This is a genomic window from Pseudomonas fontis, assembly GCF_028656955.1.
Taxonomy (GTDB): domain Bacteria; phylum Pseudomonadota; class Gammaproteobacteria; order Pseudomonadales; family Pseudomonadaceae; genus Aquipseudomonas; species Aquipseudomonas fontis.
Genome location: NZ_JAMDGY010000024.1, coordinates 268,305 through 286,006, shown reverse-complemented (window position 1 = coordinate 286,006; position 17,702 = coordinate 268,305). Strand labels below are relative to the sequence as shown.

Annotated in this window: 13 protein-coding genes; 4 read left to right on the top strand and 9 right to left on the bottom strand. The window is 62.7% G+C overall.

Features of this window, described 5'->3' with window-relative positions; genetic code table 11:
- Nucleotides 1-123: 123 nt before the first annotated feature.
- Nucleotides 124-1,224 carry a glycine-betaine demethylase subunit GbcB gene (gene gbcB, locus M5G11_RS10730; protein ID WP_273910031.1) on the bottom strand — a complete coding sequence of 367 codons (1,101 nt, stop codon included), beginning with the start codon at nt 1,222-1,224 and terminating at the stop codon, nt 124-126.
- Between the two features lie 282 nt (nt 1,225-1,506).
- Between gbcB and gbcA the strand changes: the two genes are divergently transcribed.
- The gene (gbcA, locus tag M5G11_RS10725) at nt 1,507-2,799 is read left to right on the top strand and encodes a glycine-betaine demethylase subunit GbcA (RefSeq protein ID WP_273910030.1); all 1,293 of its coding nucleotides are present in this window, start codon (nt 1,507-1,509) and stop codon (nt 2,797-2,799) included.
- A 696-nt stretch (nt 2,800-3,495) separates the two neighbouring features.
- Here gbcA and etfB read toward each other — a convergent pair.
- From etfB to M5G11_RS10695, 6 genes are all read right to left on the bottom strand, one after another.
- A complete protein-coding gene (gene etfB, locus M5G11_RS10720) occupies nt 3,496-4,266 on the bottom strand; it encodes an electron transfer flavoprotein subunit beta (RefSeq protein ID WP_273910029.1) in 771 nt (256 codons plus the stop codon).
- Nucleotides 4,267-4,280: 14 nt separating this feature from the next.
- On the bottom strand, nt 4,281-5,501 hold the full coding sequence (etfA, locus tag M5G11_RS10715; protein WP_273910028.1) for an electron transfer flavoprotein subunit alpha: 1,221 nt from the start codon (nt 5,499-5,501) through the stop codon (nt 4,281-4,283).
- Nucleotides 5,501-7,447 (bottom strand): dimethylglycine demethylation protein DgcB, encoded by a 1,947-nt coding sequence (gene dgcB / locus M5G11_RS10710; protein WP_273910027.1) that lies wholly within the window; start codon nt 7,445-7,447, stop codon nt 5,501-5,503. The genes etfA and dgcB overlap by 1 nt, the downstream gene beginning before the upstream one ends.
- A 133-nt stretch (nt 7,448-7,580) precedes the next feature.
- Nucleotides 7,581-9,641, bottom strand: a complete 2,061-nt coding sequence (gene dgcA / locus M5G11_RS10705) for a dimethylglycine demethylation protein DgcA (RefSeq protein ID WP_273910026.1) — start codon at nt 9,639-9,641, stop codon at nt 7,581-7,583.
- Nucleotides 9,642-9,656: 15 nt separating this feature from the next.
- Nucleotides 9,657-10,187 carry a DUF5943 domain-containing protein gene (locus tag M5G11_RS10700; RefSeq protein ID WP_273910025.1) on the bottom strand — a complete coding sequence of 177 codons (531 nt, stop codon included), beginning with the start codon at nt 10,185-10,187 and terminating at the stop codon, nt 9,657-9,659.
- Between the two features lie 76 nt (nt 10,188-10,263).
- Complete coding sequence (locus M5G11_RS10695) at nt 10,264-11,241, bottom strand: dipeptidase (protein ID WP_273910024.1); 978 nt, start codon at nt 11,239-11,241, stop codon at nt 10,264-10,266.
- 473 nt (nt 11,242-11,714) lie between these two features.
- On the opposite strand from M5G11_RS10695, the gene M5G11_RS10690 reads away from it, so the two are divergent.
- From M5G11_RS10690 to M5G11_RS10680, 3 genes are all read left to right on the top strand, one after another.
- On the top strand, nt 11,715-12,200 hold the full coding sequence (locus tag M5G11_RS10690) for an Hcp family type VI secretion system effector (RefSeq protein ID WP_273910023.1): 486 nt from the start codon (nt 11,715-11,717) through the stop codon (nt 12,198-12,200).
- The gene (locus tag M5G11_RS10685; protein WP_273910022.1) at nt 12,197-12,907 is read left to right on the top strand and encodes a DUF4225 domain-containing protein; all 711 of its coding nucleotides are present in this window, start codon (nt 12,197-12,199) and stop codon (nt 12,905-12,907) included. Before M5G11_RS10690 ends, M5G11_RS10685 begins: the two co-directional genes overlap by 4 nt.
- 784 nt (nt 12,908-13,691) lie before the next feature.
- Nucleotides 13,692-15,515: a serine hydrolase domain-containing protein gene (locus M5G11_RS10680; protein WP_273910021.1), complete on the top strand. Its 1,824-nt coding sequence runs from the start codon at nt 13,692-13,694 to the stop codon at nt 15,513-15,515.
- Between the two features lies 1 nt (nt 15,516).
- On the opposite strand, the gene M5G11_RS10675 is transcribed toward M5G11_RS10680, so the two are convergent.
- On the bottom strand, nt 15,517-16,806 hold the full coding sequence (locus tag M5G11_RS10675) for an ATP-binding protein (RefSeq protein ID WP_273910020.1): 1,290 nt from the start codon (nt 16,804-16,806) through the stop codon (nt 15,517-15,519).
- A complete protein-coding gene (locus M5G11_RS10670) occupies nt 16,807-17,514 on the bottom strand; it encodes a response regulator (protein ID WP_273910019.1) in 708 nt (235 codons plus the stop codon).
- Nucleotides 17,515-17,702 lie beyond the last annotated feature (188 nt).

Genomic DNA, 17,702 nt, shown 5'->3' with positions numbered 1-17,702 from the left:
TGCCGAGAGGCTGCGCTGGAGTCCGAAGGGCTCCCAAGCTCTGCGCCTGCGTTGCAGGCGAGCGCAGCCTTACGGCAGCGGCTACATCAGCGATGACGCCGCCCACAGCAACAGGTTTTGTACTCAGTATTCGATCCGCACATCTCCCTTTGGCACGCTGCAGCACGACAGGATATAGCCATCGGCAACGTCGTCATCGGTGATCCCGCCGTTGTGCTCCATCTCGACCTCGCCGCCCAGCTTGAGCACCTTGCAAGTGCCGCAAATACCCATGCCGCACGCCTTGGGGATCATCAACCCAGCCTTCGCTGCCGCCGCATGCACAGTCTCCCCCGGCGCCACGCGAATGCTCTTGCCACTGCTGACGAACTCCACCTCGTTCAACTCGGCCACATCCACTTCTGCCGCTTCCGCCGCCTGCTCGGCATGCTCCACCGCGTCCGCCTTGACCTCGGCCGGCGTCGCGCCGAACGACTCCTCGTGGTAGCGGCTCATGTCGTAGCCGCTGGTCTCGAGCAAGCGTTTCACTGCATTCATGTAGGGCGTCGGCCCGCAGCAGAAAATCTCGCGTTCCAGGTAATCCGGCGCAATCAACTCCATCAGCTTCTGGTTCAGGTAGCCGCGATACCCCGACCATGGCTCGCCCAAGCCATGCTTCTCGCAAATGATGTGCAGGCTGAAGTTGTCGATCCGCGACGCCATGTGCTCCAGCTCGCGGTGGTAAATGATGTCCTTGGGCGAACGCGCACTGTGCACGAAGACCATGTCGACATTGGCATTGGTGTCGTAGAACCAGCGGGCCATCGACATCACCGGGGTAATGCCCACGCCACCGCTCAGGTAGAGCATCTTCGGGCTGGGGAAGTCGATCGCATTGAACAGCCCCACCGGCCCGTGTACCGCCAGCTCCTGGCCCTCGTGCAGGGTGTCGTGCAGCCAGTTGGAGACCCGCCCGCCCGGCACCCGTTTGATCGTCACCGAGAAGCTGTAGGGCACCGACGGCGAGCTGGAGATGGTGTACGAACGCATGATCGGCTGGCCTTCGATTTCCAGCTCCAGGGTGACGAACTGCCCGGGCTTGAAGAAGAACATGATCGGCTGGTCGGCCATGAAGCAGAAGGTGCGCACGTCCCAGGTTTCCTGGATCACCTTGACGCAACGCACGATGTGCCGGCCGTTGGCCCAGGTCTGGGTGGTCACCGGATTCAGGAAAGGGTTGGACATGCTCGTCTCCACGGCCGACTGCGGCTTGATGATCCGGATAATGCGCAAGGTGCGCGCGGCGCACATTCCTATCCGCGACATCGGCGTGCTTATCGCGACCAGCCGCAGGTAACAAGGGCTGGCACGTCGGGAACGGATCCGATCATGTCGCCCATGGATATGGATCGCGACGCCGGCAATCGCACACTCCATCGCAGATGATCCTGTTGTTTTTCGCCTTGCGTCGCCATAAGAACGATTAGCCACTTTCGCCGGCCTTGACAGGCCATGAGGACCTACACGATGGACGTCACCGCAACCCTGAGCCTGGGCGATCCACTGGAACCTGCACGCAAGGCCACCGCCGACATGTTGCAGACCCGCGAGCGCACCTTCTCGCTGCCGCAGCCTTTCTACACCGACGAGCGTCTGTTCCAGATCGACCTGCAGGAGATCTTCTACAAGGAATGGTTGATTGCCGGCATGACCTGCGAGATCCCGGCCAAGGGCAACTACCTGACCCTGGAGATCGGCAAGAACCCGATCATCGTGCTGCGCGGCGCCGAGGGCCAGGTGCATGCCTTCCACAACGTCTGCCGGCACCGTGGTTCGCGGTTGTGCACCAGCGACAAGGGCAAGGTGGCGAAGCTGGTGTGCCATTACCACCAATGGACCTACGAGCTCGATGGCCGCCTGCTGTTTGCCGGCACCGAGATGGGTGCCGACTTCGACATGCAGCAGTACGGTTTGAAGCCGGTGAACGTGAAGACTGCGGGCGGCTACATCTTCATCAGCCTGGCGGAAAATCCCCCGGCGATTGACGACTTCCTCTCCACCCTGTCGCACTACATGGAACCGTACGACATGGAGAACACCAAGGTGGCGGTGCAGACCACCTTGATGGAGAAGGCCAACTGGAAGCTGGTGCTGGAGAACAACCGCGAGTGCTACCACTGCAACGCATCGCACCCGGAATTGCTGAAGACCTTGCTGGAGTGGGACGACGTCACCGACCCGCGCGCCGACCAGGCGTTCAAGGACCATGTGGCGGCCAGTGCGGCGGCGTGGGACGCGGAGAAGATCCCTTACGCGCATGCCAGCTTTGGCCTGCGCAACCGCCTGGTGCGCATGCCGTTGCTCAAGGGCACGGTGTCGATGACCCTGGACGGCAAGCAGGGTTGCCAGAAGTTGATGGGTCGGATCAAGAACCCGGACCTGGGCTCGATGCGCATCTTGCACTTGCCGCATTCGTGGAACCACTGCATGGGTGATCACATCATCGTGTTCACCGTGTGGCCGATCAGTGCACAGGAAACCATGGTGAGCACCAAGTGGCTGGTGCACAAGGATGCCGTGGAAGGGGTGGATTACGATCCCAAGCGCATGCGTGAAGTGTGGGATGCCACCAACGACCAGGACCGTCGCTTGGCCGAAGAGAACCAGCGCGGGATCAACTCGGTGGCGTATCAGCCGGGGCCGTATTCGAAGACTTATGAGTTTGGTGTGGTGAACTTCATTGATTGGTACAGCGAGCGGATGTTGAACAACCTGGGGGCGGCGCCGGCGCCGTATCTGAAAGGGGTGGCAGCGCAGTAGCCGGGGCTGCTGTGCAGCCCATCGCCGGCAAGGCCGGCTCCCACAAGGATCGGCGGCGGTATTGCAGATTTTGTGGGAGCCGGCCTTGCCGGCGATGAGGCCCTCATATCCACTACAACTGATCAAATTTCAACCAACCCTAGCAAACCCCTGCATTCACTGGCCCCAGCCCATTCAGCAAACACTTTATCCACAGCCCAACCCACAGCAATTGTGGGCAACCTCGCCAATACATCCACCTGCGCAACTGATCAAATTTTGATCAAACCTCTACAACCCTCTAAAACCGTGGCTCCTGGCGTTAGGCAAACACCTTATCCACAAAGCAGCCAACAGACTTTGTGTGCAAGTTTGCACACCTGGAAAACCATTGTGGATAAACCGCCAAGGTTGCGAATTTATTGGACTTTCAGCCTGATCAGGCTGCGCTTTTGCGGTATTTGATCAAATAATGATCAACATGGCGCAGGCCATGCTGGCCGTGGCTCCCAGCCATACGCGAACAGATTATCCACAGAGCAGCCAACACGAATTGTGGGCAAAGCAGAGCCTTCACCCATGAAAACCTCAGGCAATCACCGCGACAAGGATTGATCAGAATTTGATCAGAAGCCTGCAAGCCACGCCACACGTGGCTTGCAGGCATAGGCAAACACTTTATCCACAGATCCGCCAACAGACTTTGTGCACAACCCCTCAGCGCAGCACGCCTTCTTCCACCAGCAGTTTCAGGATCGCTTGGGCGCCTGCTTCCGGCGATACGCCCTTGAGCACTTGTCCACCGCCGCCACTGGCCTTGGCCGTCGCCGCTTTCATGCGGTCGGCACCGCTCTTGGCCTTGATGACTTTCAACCGTTTGGGCCGTGGCTTGGCAGGCTGCAACTCGGCACCTTCGAGCAATTCATCTTCAACAATCTCGACCGTGCGCGCCGCCAACACCCCGCGCCGCGCCGGGCCAAAGGCACTCTGGCGTGGCTTGGGTGCAGCGTTATCCACAGTGGCCAGCAACGGCAGGCGCACCTTCAGCCGGCGCCGTTGCCCACGGGGCAAAGCCTGCAGCACCAGGGCCACGCCATTGTGGATGGATTCCACCTCGGCCAGCCCCACCACCAGAGGCCAACCCAGGCGTTCGGCCAGCAGGAACGGCAACATGCCCGAACCCTCCCCCGTTTCCGCCTGGCTGCCGGTCAGCACCAACTGCGCGCCGGCTTCGCGCAAATAATCGCCCAGCACCCCGAGCGCATCTGCGCCCGGTGGTTGCTCCAGCACATCCAACTGCGCCAGGCCCATGCCCAGGTAGGCGCGCAACGCCGGCTCCTGCGGGTCGCCGGCATGCAGCACCTGCAAGTTATCCCCAGCCAGCTGCAAGCCCAGCTCCACCGCCCGCGCGTCCTGTTCGGCACGCCGGCTGCGCCCGGAGGTGGGGTGGGCACCGATGGAAACCAGGCTGATGACTTTCGTGTTCATGCGTCTGCCCGCCCTTATGCCGCGTCGCGCTTGGCGTCGCCGCGATAGTTTTCCACAGCCTCGATCAGCGCCTGGAGGATCTCCGCGCTGTCGCCAATCACCGACAGGTCAGCCCGCTTGATCATGTCGCAGCCGGCATCCAGGTTGATCGCCACCACCTTGTCGCAGGCGCCAATGCCCTGCAGGTGCTGGATCGCCCCGGAAATGCCGACCGCCAGGTAGACCCGCGCCGTAACCCAGGTGCCGGTTGCCCCGACCTGGCGGTTGCGCGGCATGAAGCCGTCGTCCACCGCCACCCGCGAGGCCCCTTCGGTGGCGCCCAACGCAGCGGTGGCCCTGTGGAAAAGATCCCAGTCCTTGACGCCGTTGCCGCCCGACATGATGAATTCCGCCTCGGCCATGGCGATCGCCGCCGGGTCCACCGCGACCGGGCCGAGGTCCTCGATCCGCGCAAGGTGGCGCGCCACGCCTGTGGATAACACCACCGGCAAGGCTTCGTGACGGGTTTCGCTGACCGGCTCGGCACATTCCGCCGCCCCCAGGATCAGCCGTGGCACGCTGCGGATCAGGTCCTGCTGCCCGGCGCCCGCGCGCCCGCTGCACAACCCATCCTTGACCTGCCAGACCCGCGTGGCCGGGCGCTCGCCCAAGGCCGCAGCAAAGCGCCGGCCCAGTTCACCGCCGCCGGTGCGGCTGTCGGGCAGCAGCCAGTGACGCGGGCTGAACTGGTTATCCACAGCCCGCAGGCCCTGCACCAGTTGCTCCGGTGCATAACCGGCAAATTCCTCACCTTCGAGCACCAGCAGGCGATCAACGCCATTGCCGGCAAAGTTGCTTTCCTTGTGCTCGCCGAACACCACCGCCAGCACTGCGCCGTCGCTCCCCGCCAGGCTGTGGGCCAGCCCGAGCAGGTCGCGGTCGTGGCTGCTCAGGCGGCCGCCGACCATGTCGGGCGCCACGGCGATATAGAACGCCGGCACTGGCACCTGGTGCAGCGCCAGCAGCACTTCCACCGTCGCGCTGCGCTTGTTGCTGCCACCCTGCTGGGCGCCGCTGCGGTCGATGCGCTTGACCCCGTTGGGGCCGATAAAGCCGAGTGCATGGGGGTTCTTGCGGATCACCCCGTTGGGGCCCATCCAGCTGCTTTGCTGCACCTGCATCGCCGCGTGCAGCGGGTGCAGACGGTTACGCGCGATCCACTCGGCACGCGGGTCGCGGCGAATAATGTCGCTCATCAGTGCACCTCCGCAGGTTCACGGGTGTCGGCCAGCGGCTTGCTCGCCAGCGGGGCGTCGAGCAGAACGTCGGCCACCAGTTCGGCCAGGTCCTTGATCAGCGGTCGTGGCTCGACCACCCCTTCGAGCATCGCCGTGCATTGCGGGCAACCCACCGCCACCAGCTCGGCGCCGGTTTCGCGGATGTCGTCCATGCGCATGTCGGGGATGCGCTGCTTGCCGGGGATATCGGTGATCGGCGCACCGCCACCGCCGCCGCAGCAGCGTGAACGCAAGCCCGAACGCTGCATCTCCTTCACCTCGATACCCAGCGCGCGCAGCACCTGGCGCGGCGCCTCGTACTCGCCGTTGTAGCGGCCCAGGTAGCACGGGTCGTGGTAGGTGACGCTGGCGCCTTTGTGCTCGCCGAGGTTGAGCCGGTTGGCGGCGATCAGTTCAGCGATATAGCTGCTGTGGTGCTGCACCGGGTACTCGCCGCCAAAGGCGCCGTACTCGTTCTTCAGCACATGGAAGCTGTGCGGGTCGCAGGTGACGATGCGCTTGAAGCTGTACTTCGACAGCATCTGGATATTGCGCTTGGCCAGTTGCTGGAACGTGGCTTCATCACCCAGGCGACGGGCCACGTCACCGCTGTCACGCTCCTCCAGGCCCAGCACGGCGAAGTCCACGCCAGCGGCGTTCAGCACTTTGACGAAGGCGCGCAAGGTGCGCTGGTTGCGCATGTCGAACGCACCGTCGCCAACCCAGAACAGCACGTCGGTGGATTGCTTGTCGGCCAGCACATCGAGGTTGAGGTCGGCCGCCCAGTTCATCCGCCCGCCCGGAGCGAAGCCGCCGGGGTTGTCGGTGGCGATCAGGTTGTCCAGCACTTCGGCGCCCTTATTCGGCGTCGCGCCTTTTTCCAGGGTCAGGTGGCGGCGCATGTCGACGATGGCATCGACGTGCTCGATCATCATCGGGCACTCCTCCACGCAGGCGCGGCAGGTGGTGCACGACCACAACGTGTCTGCGTCGACCAGGCCATTGACGATCGGCTGGTGCAGGTTGCCGCCGTGTTCGCCGAGGGGCTTGCCCGGATACGGGCTGCCGGCGAACCGCGCATCGGTGCCACCGGCGAGGCCGACGACCATGTCCTGGATGAGCTTTTTCGGGTTCAGCGGCTGGCCGGCGGCAAACGCCGGGCAGGCGGCTTCGCACTTGCCGCATTGCACGCAGGCGTCGAAGCCCAGCAGCTGGTTCCAGGTGAAGTCCCGGGGTTTTTCCACGCCCAATGGCGCTTGCGGGTCGTTCAGGTCCAGGGCCTTGAGGCCGGTGGAGCGGCCGCCGCCAAAGCGTTCGGCGCGCCGGTGCCAGGCCAGGTGCAGGGCGCCGGCAAAGGCGTGTTTCATCGGGCCGCCCCAGGTCATGCCGAAGAACAGCTCGGACACTCCCCAGAGCACACCCAGACCCAGCAGCCCGGCGAGCAGCCAGCCGCCAAAGCCTTCGGGGAGAAGCCCGGCGACCGGCAAGGTGGCGATAAAGAAGGTGGCGGCGAACACCAGCAGGCTTTTCGGCAGGCGCATCCACGGCCCTTTGGACAGGCGTGATGGCGGATCTAAGCGGCGCTTGAAGACGAACAGCGCGCCGCCGAACATCAATACGGTGGCGAACAGCAGCGCGTAGCCGAGGATGCGGTTATGCAGGCCGAAGCCGTGCACCAGAATCGCCAGCACGGCCGCCAGGACGAAGCCGCCTGCGGTGGCGACGTGGGTGTTGGCCATGTATTTGTCGCGGGCGACCACATGGTGCAGGTCGACCATGTAGCGGCGCGGCATGGCCAGCAGGCCGCCGAGCAGGTCGACCGCAGCCGGGCGACCTTGGCGCCACATCCGCAGCCGTCGCACGGCGCCCAGCACAGCCAGGCCCAGCGCGGCAAACAGGAGGATGGGAAGCAGGGTGTTCAACATGGGGAGCTCCCAAAAGACACGTCAGTGCCTTGCCAGGGGACCTCTGTGGGAGCTGGCCTTGCCAGCGATGGGAACACCGCGCAATAACAGGTACCGCGTTGATCCCATCGCCGGCAAGGCCGGCTCCCACAGGTTAAAAGTCCTTGCACAGGCGCAAGGCGTCGTAGATCGCTGCGTGGGTGTTGCGCTGCGCCACGCAGTCGCCGATGCGGTACAACAGGTAGCCATCGCCAGCCTGCGCCAACGCCGGCTGCGGCTGGATCGCGAACAGCGCCTCGATATCGACCTGGCCCTTGTTGCGCGAGCCGTCCTTCAGCGCGTAATACAGCGTCTCGTCCGGCCGCACGCCGTTCTCGATCACCACCTGGTCCACCACCCGCTCCTCCTTGGCCCCGGTGTATTCGTTTTCCAGCACCGCCACCAGCTTGTCGCCCTCGCGGTAGACCTTCTCCAGCATCAGGTCGCCGGTCATGATCACTTCCTTGGGGTACATGCTGCGGTAGTAGGTCGGGAACGACGTCCCGCCTATCGCCACGCCCGGCTTGATGTCGTCGGTGACGATCTCCACCTGGCTGCCCTTGTCGGCCAGAAAGTCTGCCACCGACATGCCGGTGAACTCGCAAATGGTGTCGTACACCAGCGCGGTCTTGCCCGGCGCCACCGTGCCGTCGAGCACATCCCAACTGCTCACCACCAGGCCTTCGGCCGCGCCCCAGTGCTCGTTCTGCTCGAGGAACGGATGCCCGCCCACGGCCAGCACGACGATGTCCGGGCGCAGGTCGAGGATGGTCGCGACGTCGGCCGCCGTGCCCAGGCGCAGGTCGACTTTCAGGCGCGCCAGCTCCAGCTGGAACCAGCGCGTGATGCCGGCGATCTGGTCACGCTGCGGCGCCTTGGACGCCGTGGTGATCTGCCCGCCGATGGCCTCCTTCTTCTCGAACAGGGTCACCTCATGGCCACGCTCGGCAGCCACCCGCGCCGCCTCCATGCCGGCAGGCCCGGCACCAACCACCACCACCTTGCGCTTGGGCCCGGTGGATTTCTCGATGATGTGCGGCACGCCCATGTACTCACGGGAGGTCGCGGCGTTCTGGATGCACAGCACATCCAGCCCCTGGTACTGGCGGTCGATGCAGTAGTTGGCACCCACGCACTGCTTGATCTGGTCGATCTGGCCCATCTTGATCTTGGCGATCAGGTGCGGGTCGGCGATATGCGCCCGGGTCATGCCGACCATGTCGACATAGCCGCCTTCAAGGATGCGCGTGGCCTGGTTCGGGTCCTTGATGTTCTGCGCGTGCATCACCGGGACCTTGACCACTTCCTTGATGCCGGCAGCCAGGTGCAGGAACGGCTCCGGCGGATAGCTCATGTTGGGGATGACGTTGGCCAGGGTGTTGTGGGTGTCACAGCCCGAGCCGATCACCCCGAAGAAGTCGAGCATGCCGGTGGCGTCGTAGTATTTGGCGATCTCCTTCATGTCCTCGTGGCTGAGGCCGTCGGGGTGGAACTCATCGCCGCAGATGCGCATGCCCACGCAGAAATCGTCGCCCACTTCGGCGCGCACCGCCTTGAGCACTTCCAGGCCGAAGCGCATGCGGTTCTCGAAGCTGCCACCCCACTCGTCGGTGCGTTTGTTGACCCGTGGGCTCCAGAACTGGTCGATCATGTGCTGGTGCACCGCCGACAGTTCGACGCCGTCCAGGCCGCCTTGCTTCGCCCGGCGCGCGGCTTGGGCGTAGTTGCCGATGACTCGCCAGATCTCTTCCGGCTCGATGGTCTTGCAGGTCGCGCGGTGCACCGGCTCGCGGATGCCCGATGGCGACATCAGGGTTGGCCAGTGTTCGCCGTCCCAACGTGAGCGGCGGCCCATGTGGGTAATCTGGATCATGATCTTGGCGCCGTGCTTGTGCATGGCGTCGGCGAGGTTCTGGAAGTGCGGGATGATCCGGTCGGTGGCCAGGTTCACCGATTTCCACCAGCCCTGCGGGCTGTCGATGGCCACCACCGAGGAACCGCCGCAGATCGCCAGGCCGATCCCGCCCTTGGCTTTCTCTTCGTAGTACTGCACGTAGCGCTCGGTGGTCATGCCGCCATCGGTGGCGTAGACCTCGGCGTGCGCGGTGCTGAGCACACGGTTGCGAATGGTCAGTTTGCCGATCTGGATCGGCTGGAACATAGCTTCGAATGCCATGGCGGGGTCCTCGGCTTACAACGGCTTGACGATGAACAGGCCGTCGTCGTGGCCTTCTTCAGAACCGCCGTAGACCTGCTCGGCGACCGTGCGGGTGCTGCTGCCGCGGGCGGCGAGGATCTGGTCCATGGCCCCGGCGAACCAACCGGTGAACATGTAGTCGACCTTGCGCCCGACCTTGCCGTAGACGTAGACGAAGGCCGAGTGCTCAAGCTTGACGCTGGCGGTGCCGGCCTCGAGGTCGATGGCCTCGATCTTGAACAGCCCCCAGCCGCGTTGGGACAGGCGCTTCATGTAATGTTCGAACACCGCGACGCCTTCCAGGCCGTGGCATTCGGCTTCTTTCTCGCACCAGTGCCAAGCCGACTTGTAGCCAGCCTTGTAGAGGATCTCGGCATAGGCCTCGGCGCCCAGCACTTCCTCGATGCCGATGTGGTTGTTGACGAAGAAATGCCGCGGCACGTAGAGCATCGGCAGGGCGTCGCTGGTCCAGACACCGGTTTCGCTGTCGACTTCGATAGGCAATTGCGGGGCGATCTTGGCCATGGAAACTGAACTCCAGAAAAGTGTGGTTGGCGACCCCTGCGTCCTGCAGGGGTTTGGAAGGCGGGGTGCGGGCGGGTTATTCGCCCCAGACGTCGCGTAGCACGTTGACCCAGTTCTCACCCATGATCTTGCGCACCACCCGCTCGGGGTGGCCGCGCTTGAGCAGCGTTTCAGTGAGGTTGGGGAATTCGCCAACCGTGCGGATGCCCAGCGGGTTGATGATCTTGCCGAAGCTGGTGAGCCGACGGGCATAGCCCTTGTCGTGGGTCAGGTACTCGAAGAAGTCCTGGCCGTGGCCCTGGGTGAAGTCGGTGCCGATACCGATGGCGTCTTCGCCAACGATGTTCATGGTGTATTCGATCGCTTCGGCGTAGTCGTCGATGGTCGAGTCGATGCCTTTGGCGAGGAACGGCGCAAACATGGTCACGCCGACGAAGCCGCCGTGATCGGCGATGAACTTCAGTTCTTCATCGGACTTGTTGCGCGGGTGTTCCTTGAGGCCGGACGGCAGGCAGTGCGAGTAGCAGACCGGTTTTTTCGATTCGAGGATGACCTCCTCGCTGGTCTTGGAGCCGACATGCGAGAGGTCGCACATGACGCCGACGCGGTTCATCTCGGCGACGATCTCGCGGCCGAAGCCCGACACCCCGCCATCGCGCTCGTAGCAGCCGGTCCCGACCAGGTTCTGGGTGTTGTAGCACATCTGCACGATGCCTACGCCGAGCTGCTTGAAGACCTCGACATAGCCGATCTGGTCTTCGAAGGCGTGGGCGTTCTGGAAGCCGAAGAGGATGCCGGTCTTGCCCTGCTCCTTGGCTTTGCGGATGTCCGAGGTGGTGCGCACCGGCATGACCAGGTCGCTGTTGTCGCGGATCAGCTTCTGGCTGGCGGCGATGTTGTTGACCGTGGCCTGGAAGCCTTCCCAGACCGACACCGTGCAGTTGGCGGCGGTGAGGCCGCCTTTGCGCATGTCCTCGAACAGCTCGCGGTTCCATTTGGCGATGATCAGCCCGTCGATAACGATGCTGTCTGCGTGTAATTCGGCTGGGCTCATCAGGCTGTCCCCTTTTTGGCGTTGCTGCGCCGAATCGTTTGCCGGCGCTTTGGGGCCAGCATATGCCTAGGGGAAATGTCGCTCCGATGCAAAAACGACAGGGGAATTGCCGAAAGCGTCAAAGGGCGAGAAAGGGCGCCGTTCTGTGGGGTAACGGTCTTGGGCCAGCTGTTTTTTGTGGGAGCCGGCCTTGCCGGCGATGGCATCAGCGTTTTGCCGAAATCTGCATCGCTGGCCAGGCCAGCTCCATGTAGCCGCTGCCGTCAGGCTGCGCGCCGCCTTTGGGAGCCCTCTCGGGCTCCAGCGCAGCCTGTCGGCAGCGGCTACAGAAATGGTGCAAGAGCGTTGCCCCCACAGGGCATGCCGTACAGCGATAAAGCTTTGCAGGCCTGTAACAAATTTCGGAAGCGTCCTACATACCTTCCCGGACCGCAGCACTAGGCTGGCCACCTCGACTACAGGGAGTAGTGCCTATGGCCATTTACGGTTACATGACCATCACCGGCAAGCAGCAAGGCCTGATCAGCGCGGGCTGTTCCACCCAGGACTCCATCGGCAACAAGTGCCAGGCCGGGCACACCGACGAGATCATGGTGTTGTCGCTCAGCCATCGGCTGATGAACAGCGGCAATGTCATGCATGCCACCCATTACCCCGTACTGATCACCAAGAACGTCGACAAGGCTTCGCCATTGCTCGGCCAGGCGCTGGCCAACCGCGAAGAGATCGAGTGCGTGATTGATCTCTATCGCACCTCGGCCCAGGGCGGGGTGCAGAAGTACTACACCCTCAAGCTGAAGGGCGGCCAATTGGCTGACCTGATGTTTGATGTGCCGCATGCGGTGCTGCAGAACGAAACCGAAGCGACCGAGCAGATCGTGATGCGCTACCAGAGCATCACCTGGACTCACCACCTGGCGGGCACCAGCGGCTATAGCCTGTGGGGTGAGCACGAATGAAGCGCCCTTCCCCGTACAAGCTCGACAACCATGACTATTGGGTGGTCTGCCAGGCGGCCAGCGACCTGACCAAGCAGGCCTGCACCCTGAGTGGCCGGCATATCCAGGACGGCATGCTGCGCATGCAGTTCAACCGGGAGCTGGCCTACTACGCGAAGAGCCTGGTGGATGCAGTGGCAACGGGGAAGAAAACGCCGGATGAGGCGTTGTTGGCGATGAAGCGAGAGCATTGGAGCTTGCTTGACCAAGGCCTGAAGATCACAAAGCAAGGTGCAGGCGTTGTTGCAGGGGTGTTCCAGATAACATCGGGCGCAACCATTTGTTATGCCTCTGGGGGTTTTCTTTGTGCTTTCCCTGGCGTGCCGTTGATAGCACACGGGACAAACAATGTTTATGAGAATGGCCGGGACTTATGGGAGGGCCGCAGCGGTACCGAAGGGCCACTGAGAAAGGGCTACCAGGCTGCAGCCAAAGCACTAGGCAGGCCATCGCGAGACGGAAACATTGCTTATGCCGTGACAGATATTGGTCTTTCGATACATGGCATGGTACGAATGGTAATGAAGCCAGGCGTGTGGCGGCTATTTAGATATGTCGCATCTGATTATGTACGCGCTTACAAGACAATGAGCGCCACGGCCATATTATTTGACGCGGTGACGGGCGCGATAACCGGTGAACAAATCCATGCAGAGCTAAAAAAGTGATAGTACTCACTTACATTTTATTTTCACTCCTCGCCATGGTGACGTCTTTCTACCTCAAGGCGAAATTCTCTGGCGAAAAACTAACTTATTTGAAGTTCTATGCCTGCATGATCTTGAATTTTTTCTTTGCAACCTATCACTTACGACTCATCAAAAGAGACTATCTTTTATTTGTCGGGAATGTTTCAGACCTCCTTGATCAGCACCCCCTTTTAGGATGGTTTGCTTTTGCATGCGTAATAGCACACTGCTGTGCAAGCCCTATGAGTTGGAAACCAAAAAAATGGTTTTCTAAAAAGCCTTGAACGCATTACCAATCTTGTGATTCAACCCCCCAAAAGCAGCCACCCAAGAAATAATCATTACTATTTTTATAACACTGACAAGCACCAACATTTTCTCTGCCTGCTGGCTAAAGTGGTATTGCTCAGGAGAGAACCTCGGGCATATAAAGCTATATTCAATGCTGCGTGTTCAATGTGTTCCTTGGCGTTATCTATTTAGGCATCATTGAACGAGAGTATCTTTTGTTCTATGGCTGCTATCCAGGACCGCACAAAAAAGTACCCATTTATAGGATGGCTAGCCTTTGCCTGCATGTTCCTACACGTTTTTGCTTCACCCATGAAACAGAAGCCACACGGGTGGTGGAAACAAAAAACTAACATACCCTGGTGCACAGTGCGCCCGAACAGTCTTTAACAATTCCCCGACAATCCACTCAAAGACCTGCCCCACCCCCCTGCCCCAGCATGCAATCTCCCCCCCTACCCTCTGGTGCACCATGTTTACCTCGCTACGCCCCGTGTTGCTGTTCAGCCTCCTGATCGCCAATACCGGATGCGGCGAGCGCGCGCCCGCGCCGCCGCAGATTCGCCCCGGTGACTATCAAACCGTCATCGACCATCTGCGCCAGCAGATCCCCGAACAAATGCGCAAGAACCACGTGCCCGGCCTGTCCGTGGCGCTGGTCGACGGCCAGGAGATCATCTGGGCCGAAGGCTTCGGCATGGCCGACCGCGAGCTGGACATGCGCGTCACCGCCAACACCGCCTTTCGTGCCGGCCCCGTCTCAACCCTGCTGATCGCCGGCGCCGCCCTGCAACTGGTCGAACAACGCCGCTTGGCCCTGGACGCACCACTCTCCAAGGCCCTGCCAGAGTTTCGCGTACGCTCACGCTTCCACGCCGACGCCCGCAGCGCCAACCAGGCCGTGACCCTGCGCCGCCTGCTCAGCCACCAGGCCGGCCTACCCAGCGAACACCTGCCGCGCCTGTACAGCAGCGACCCGCTCAAGTACCTGCCCAAAGACGCCTCCGGCCTCTGGTTGAGCAACCCGCCCGGCAGCCAGACCGCCTACTCGAACCTCGGCTACGCCTTGCTCGGCGCCGCCATCGAGCGCAGTGCCGGTGAACCGCTGGAAAGCCGTCTGCAAACCCACCTGCTGCAACCCCTGGCCATGGAGCACTCCGGTTTCACCGGCAACAGCGACCTCGAACCCTACCGCGCTCGCGGCTATCAACAAGGCAAACGCAGCCTCGACCACGAGATCCGCGACCTGTCGGCCAACGGCCTGTGGAGCACGCCCAGCGACCTCGGGCGCTTCGTGCAGATGCTGTTCGCCCAGGGCCGCTATGACGAACAACAACTGCTCAGCCGCGAATCGATCAGCGAGATGTTCCAGCAACAGAACCGCAACAATCCGCTGGACTTCGATTGCCCAGTCGGCCTGGGCGTATTCCTCGGCCCCTGCGGCGATGTGCGGGTCGCCCCGCACCTGCGGGTGTGGCAACACGGCGGGACCATCGGTGATTTCGCCGCCCAGGTCAGCGTGCTGCCCGAGCCGCAACTGGCGGTCATCGTCATGGCCAACGCCGACACCGCCGAAGTACTGGTCGGCGACCTCGCCACCCAGGCCTTGCGCCTGATGCTGCGTGCCCGTGGCAACGCACTGGCCTGCGTGGAAGACTGCGAACCGAACCTGCCACCGCTGGCCGCCGCGCAGGTACCCAGCAGCGTCGACCGCGAGCGTTTGAGCGGTGTGTATGCCACGCCACTGGGCGTGGTACGCCTCAAGGATGAACGCCAACGGCTGTTCGCCGAACTCTCCGGGCTACGCGTGGAACTGCTGCGCGACGACGATGGCTGGTTGCGCCCACAGAAGAAACTGCTGGGTTGGCTGGACCTGGACCTGGGTGATCTGGTGCCGTTGCAACTGGACGTGGTGGACGTCGCCAACCGCCAGGTGCTCGCCGCCCGGCGCCACGGCCAGGTACTGCCACTGGGCGAGCGCGTCACGCCAAAGCCTTTAACTGACGACTGGCTGCGCAGCGTCGGGCGCTACCGGCTGGCCAGCCACAACGAGACCAACCCGGTCCTGGACAGCCTGAGTATCCGCCTGGAAGAAGGCCTGCTGATTGCCCGCAGTCGCCTGGGCGGCAACAACCAGGGCGAGTTCATCCTGCTGCCGCTGGACGCCGAGCACGCGGTGCTGGCCGGCAACGGCCAGGGCCTGGGGGCGACCCTGAGCCGGCGCGACGATGGCCTGCGGGTGCTCGGCTATCGCTTCGTACGCCAGCCCGATGAGCTCGCCACGCTGCAGTTCTGACTCAGTTGTCGATGTGCGGCCAGCGCAGCACAAAGCGCGCCCCGCCACCGACGGCATCGAACACCCCGGCCTGACCACCGTGCCATTGCGACACCCGCCGCACCAGCGCCAACCCCAGGCCGAAGCCACCGGTACGCCGGTCACGGCTGGCATCCAGCCGCGAGAACGGCTCGAAGATCTTTTCCCGCGCAGCGAACGGTACACCCGGGCCGTCATCCTCAACTTGCAGCACATAGCCCGCGTCATCCCACTCCAGGCGCACGCGCACCTGCGTGTCGGCATAGCGGATGGCATTGCGCAGCAGGTTGATCACCGCCCGCGCCATATAGCGCGGCTCGATCCGGGTGTCCTGCACGGTGCAGGCGTCCAGGTACAGCTGCACCCCGGCCGCCTCGGCCTCCAGCGCCACACTGCCCAGCACGCTGTCGATCCAGCTGGCAGCCTCGATGGTCTGGCGCTGGATCTCGCTGGCGCCGCGCTCGAGGCTGGCGTAGGTGAGCAGTTCGGAGACCATTTCTTCAAGGTCGCCCAGGTCCGCGTGCATGTCGTCGATCAGCGCGCCACATTCATGGGTGGTGGCCAGCCGGCGCAATTGGTCGAGCTCGAAGGTCAGCCGTGCGATGGGCGTGCGCAGTTCGTGGGAGACACCATTGGTCAGCTCGCGCTGGTTGGCGATCAAGCCCTCGATGCGCGCGGCCATCTGGTTGAAATGCTCGGCCAGTTCGCGAATGTTCGAGCGCCGGGACAGGTACAGGCGCGCACTGAAGTCGTTTTCGCCGAAGCGTTGCGCCGCCTCGCGCAGCCGCTCCAGGTCACGCCAGTGCGGACGGACCCAGAAAAACAGGACAATCCCCAGCAAGCAACTGAGCATCGCATAGGCCCCGGCACTGTAGAGCAGGGCGATGTTCGGCTCGTTGGGCAAATCGATCTGGAGCACTTGCGAGCCGTTGTCGATGGGGGCGATGAACCGAGTCAACTCTTCGCGTACCACCAACTTGTCACCCGCCAACAGCGCCTTTTCGTGCGGCTGCAAGTCCAGTTGCGCTTTTTCCACCAGGCTCAGGGCCAGGCCATAGTGGGGTTGAAGCTCGTGCAAGCGCTGCACTCGCGCCTCGGTAGACAAGGGCCGCACCTGCTCCACCAGGCTGTAGGCCGGGCCGCGTACGGCGTCGCGATAATACTCCTCGCCAGCCCAGCCGAACCACCAGGTGAACGCGTGCTCGACGGTAGTGATCGACACCGCAAACCCCAGTGCCAGGGTGAGGTAGAGCCCCAGGAACAGCCGTAGCATTTAAACCTCCCAGCCGAACGGATTGAACAGGTAGCCCTTGCCCCAGATGGTCTTGATGCACAGTGGCTCACGCGGGTTGTCGTGCAGCTTGCTGCGCAACTTGCTGACATACACGTCCACGCTGCGATTGAGCCCGTCAAAGGCGATGCCGCGCAGGCGGTTGAGAATGTCGTCGCGCGAGAGGATCTGCCCCGCCGCACTGGCCAGCATCCACAACATCTCGAACTCCATGGTGCTCAGTTCGATCACTTCATCACCCAGGCGCACTACGCGGCTGGCCTTGTCGATGCTCAGGCGCCCGAACTCCAGGCCTTCACGCTCGCTCCCCTCACCGGCCTGGCGGCGTTGCAGGGCGCGCAGGCGGGCCAGCAGCACCGGCGGCTGGATCGGCTTGATCACGTAGTCATCGGCGCCCGACTCCAGGCCCAGGATATGGTCCAGGTCATCTTCACGCTCCGTGAGAATGACGATGGGCGTGGCCGACTGGCTGCGAATCGACCGGCAGATCTGCAGGCCGCTGAGGCCTGGGAGCATCAGGTCGAGCAGCACCAGCGTCGGGCGCACCTGTTCGAATGCCGCCAGCGCCTCGTCGCCACGGTGCACGCAGTGCACCTCGAAGCCATGCTGGCTGAGAAACTGCGCGATTAAACTGGCGAGCTTGAGGTCGTCCTCAACCAGCAGAACCTTGATCAATCCGGGGCTGTCCATAGGTGGCAATTCCAGCAGGCAGGGGGGTGGCTGTATAGAAAACGGCTGAACGCCGAGTGTATGTCTACAGTTGGGCAGCGTCTGTGAATAAGTGTGCGGCGCCCGTACACGGTTTTTAACAAGCCCTGATGCTGTTCATTGCCGTGGCGCTGAGGGAGAATCGGCGCCCATGTTCCCCTGGGAGGATG

Coding starts and splice junctions, on each gene's coding strand:
- gbcB (WP_273910031.1), bottom strand. CDS start 1,224: ATGTCCAACCCTTTCCTGAATCCGGTGACCACCCAGACCTGGGCCAAC.
- gbcA (WP_273910030.1), top strand. CDS start 1,507: ATGGACGTCACCGCAACCCTGAGCCTGGGCGATCCACTGGAACCTGCA.
- etfB (WP_273910029.1), bottom strand. CDS start 4,266: ATGAACACGAAAGTCATCAGCCTGGTTTCCATCGGTGCCCACCCCACC.
- etfA (WP_273910028.1), bottom strand. CDS start 5,501: ATGAGCGACATTATTCGCCGCGACCCGCGTGCCGAGTGGATCGCGCGT.
- dgcB (WP_273910027.1), bottom strand. CDS start 7,447: ATGTTGAACACCCTGCTTCCCATCCTCCTGTTTGCCGCGCTGGGCCTG.
- dgcA (WP_273910026.1), bottom strand. CDS start 9,641: ATGGCATTCGAAGCTATGTTCCAGCCGATCCAGATCGGCAAACTGACC.
- M5G11_RS10700 (WP_273910025.1), bottom strand. CDS start 10,187: ATGGCCAAGATCGCCCCGCAATTGCCTATCGAAGTCGACAGCGAAACC.
- M5G11_RS10695 (WP_273910024.1), bottom strand. CDS start 11,241: ATGAGCCCAGCCGAATTACACGCAGACAGCATCGTTATCGACGGGCTG.
- M5G11_RS10690 (WP_273910023.1), top strand. CDS start 11,715: ATGGCCATTTACGGTTACATGACCATCACCGGCAAGCAGCAAGGCCTG.
- M5G11_RS10685 (WP_273910022.1), top strand. CDS start 12,197: ATGAAGCGCCCTTCCCCGTACAAGCTCGACAACCATGACTATTGGGTG.
- M5G11_RS10680 (WP_273910021.1), top strand. CDS start 13,692: ATGTTTACCTCGCTACGCCCCGTGTTGCTGTTCAGCCTCCTGATCGCC.
- M5G11_RS10675 (WP_273910020.1), bottom strand. CDS start 16,806: ATGCTACGGCTGTTCCTGGGGCTCTACCTCACCCTGGCACTGGGGTTT.
- M5G11_RS10670 (WP_273910019.1), bottom strand. CDS start 17,514: ATGGACAGCCCCGGATTGATCAAGGTTCTGCTGGTTGAGGACGACCTC.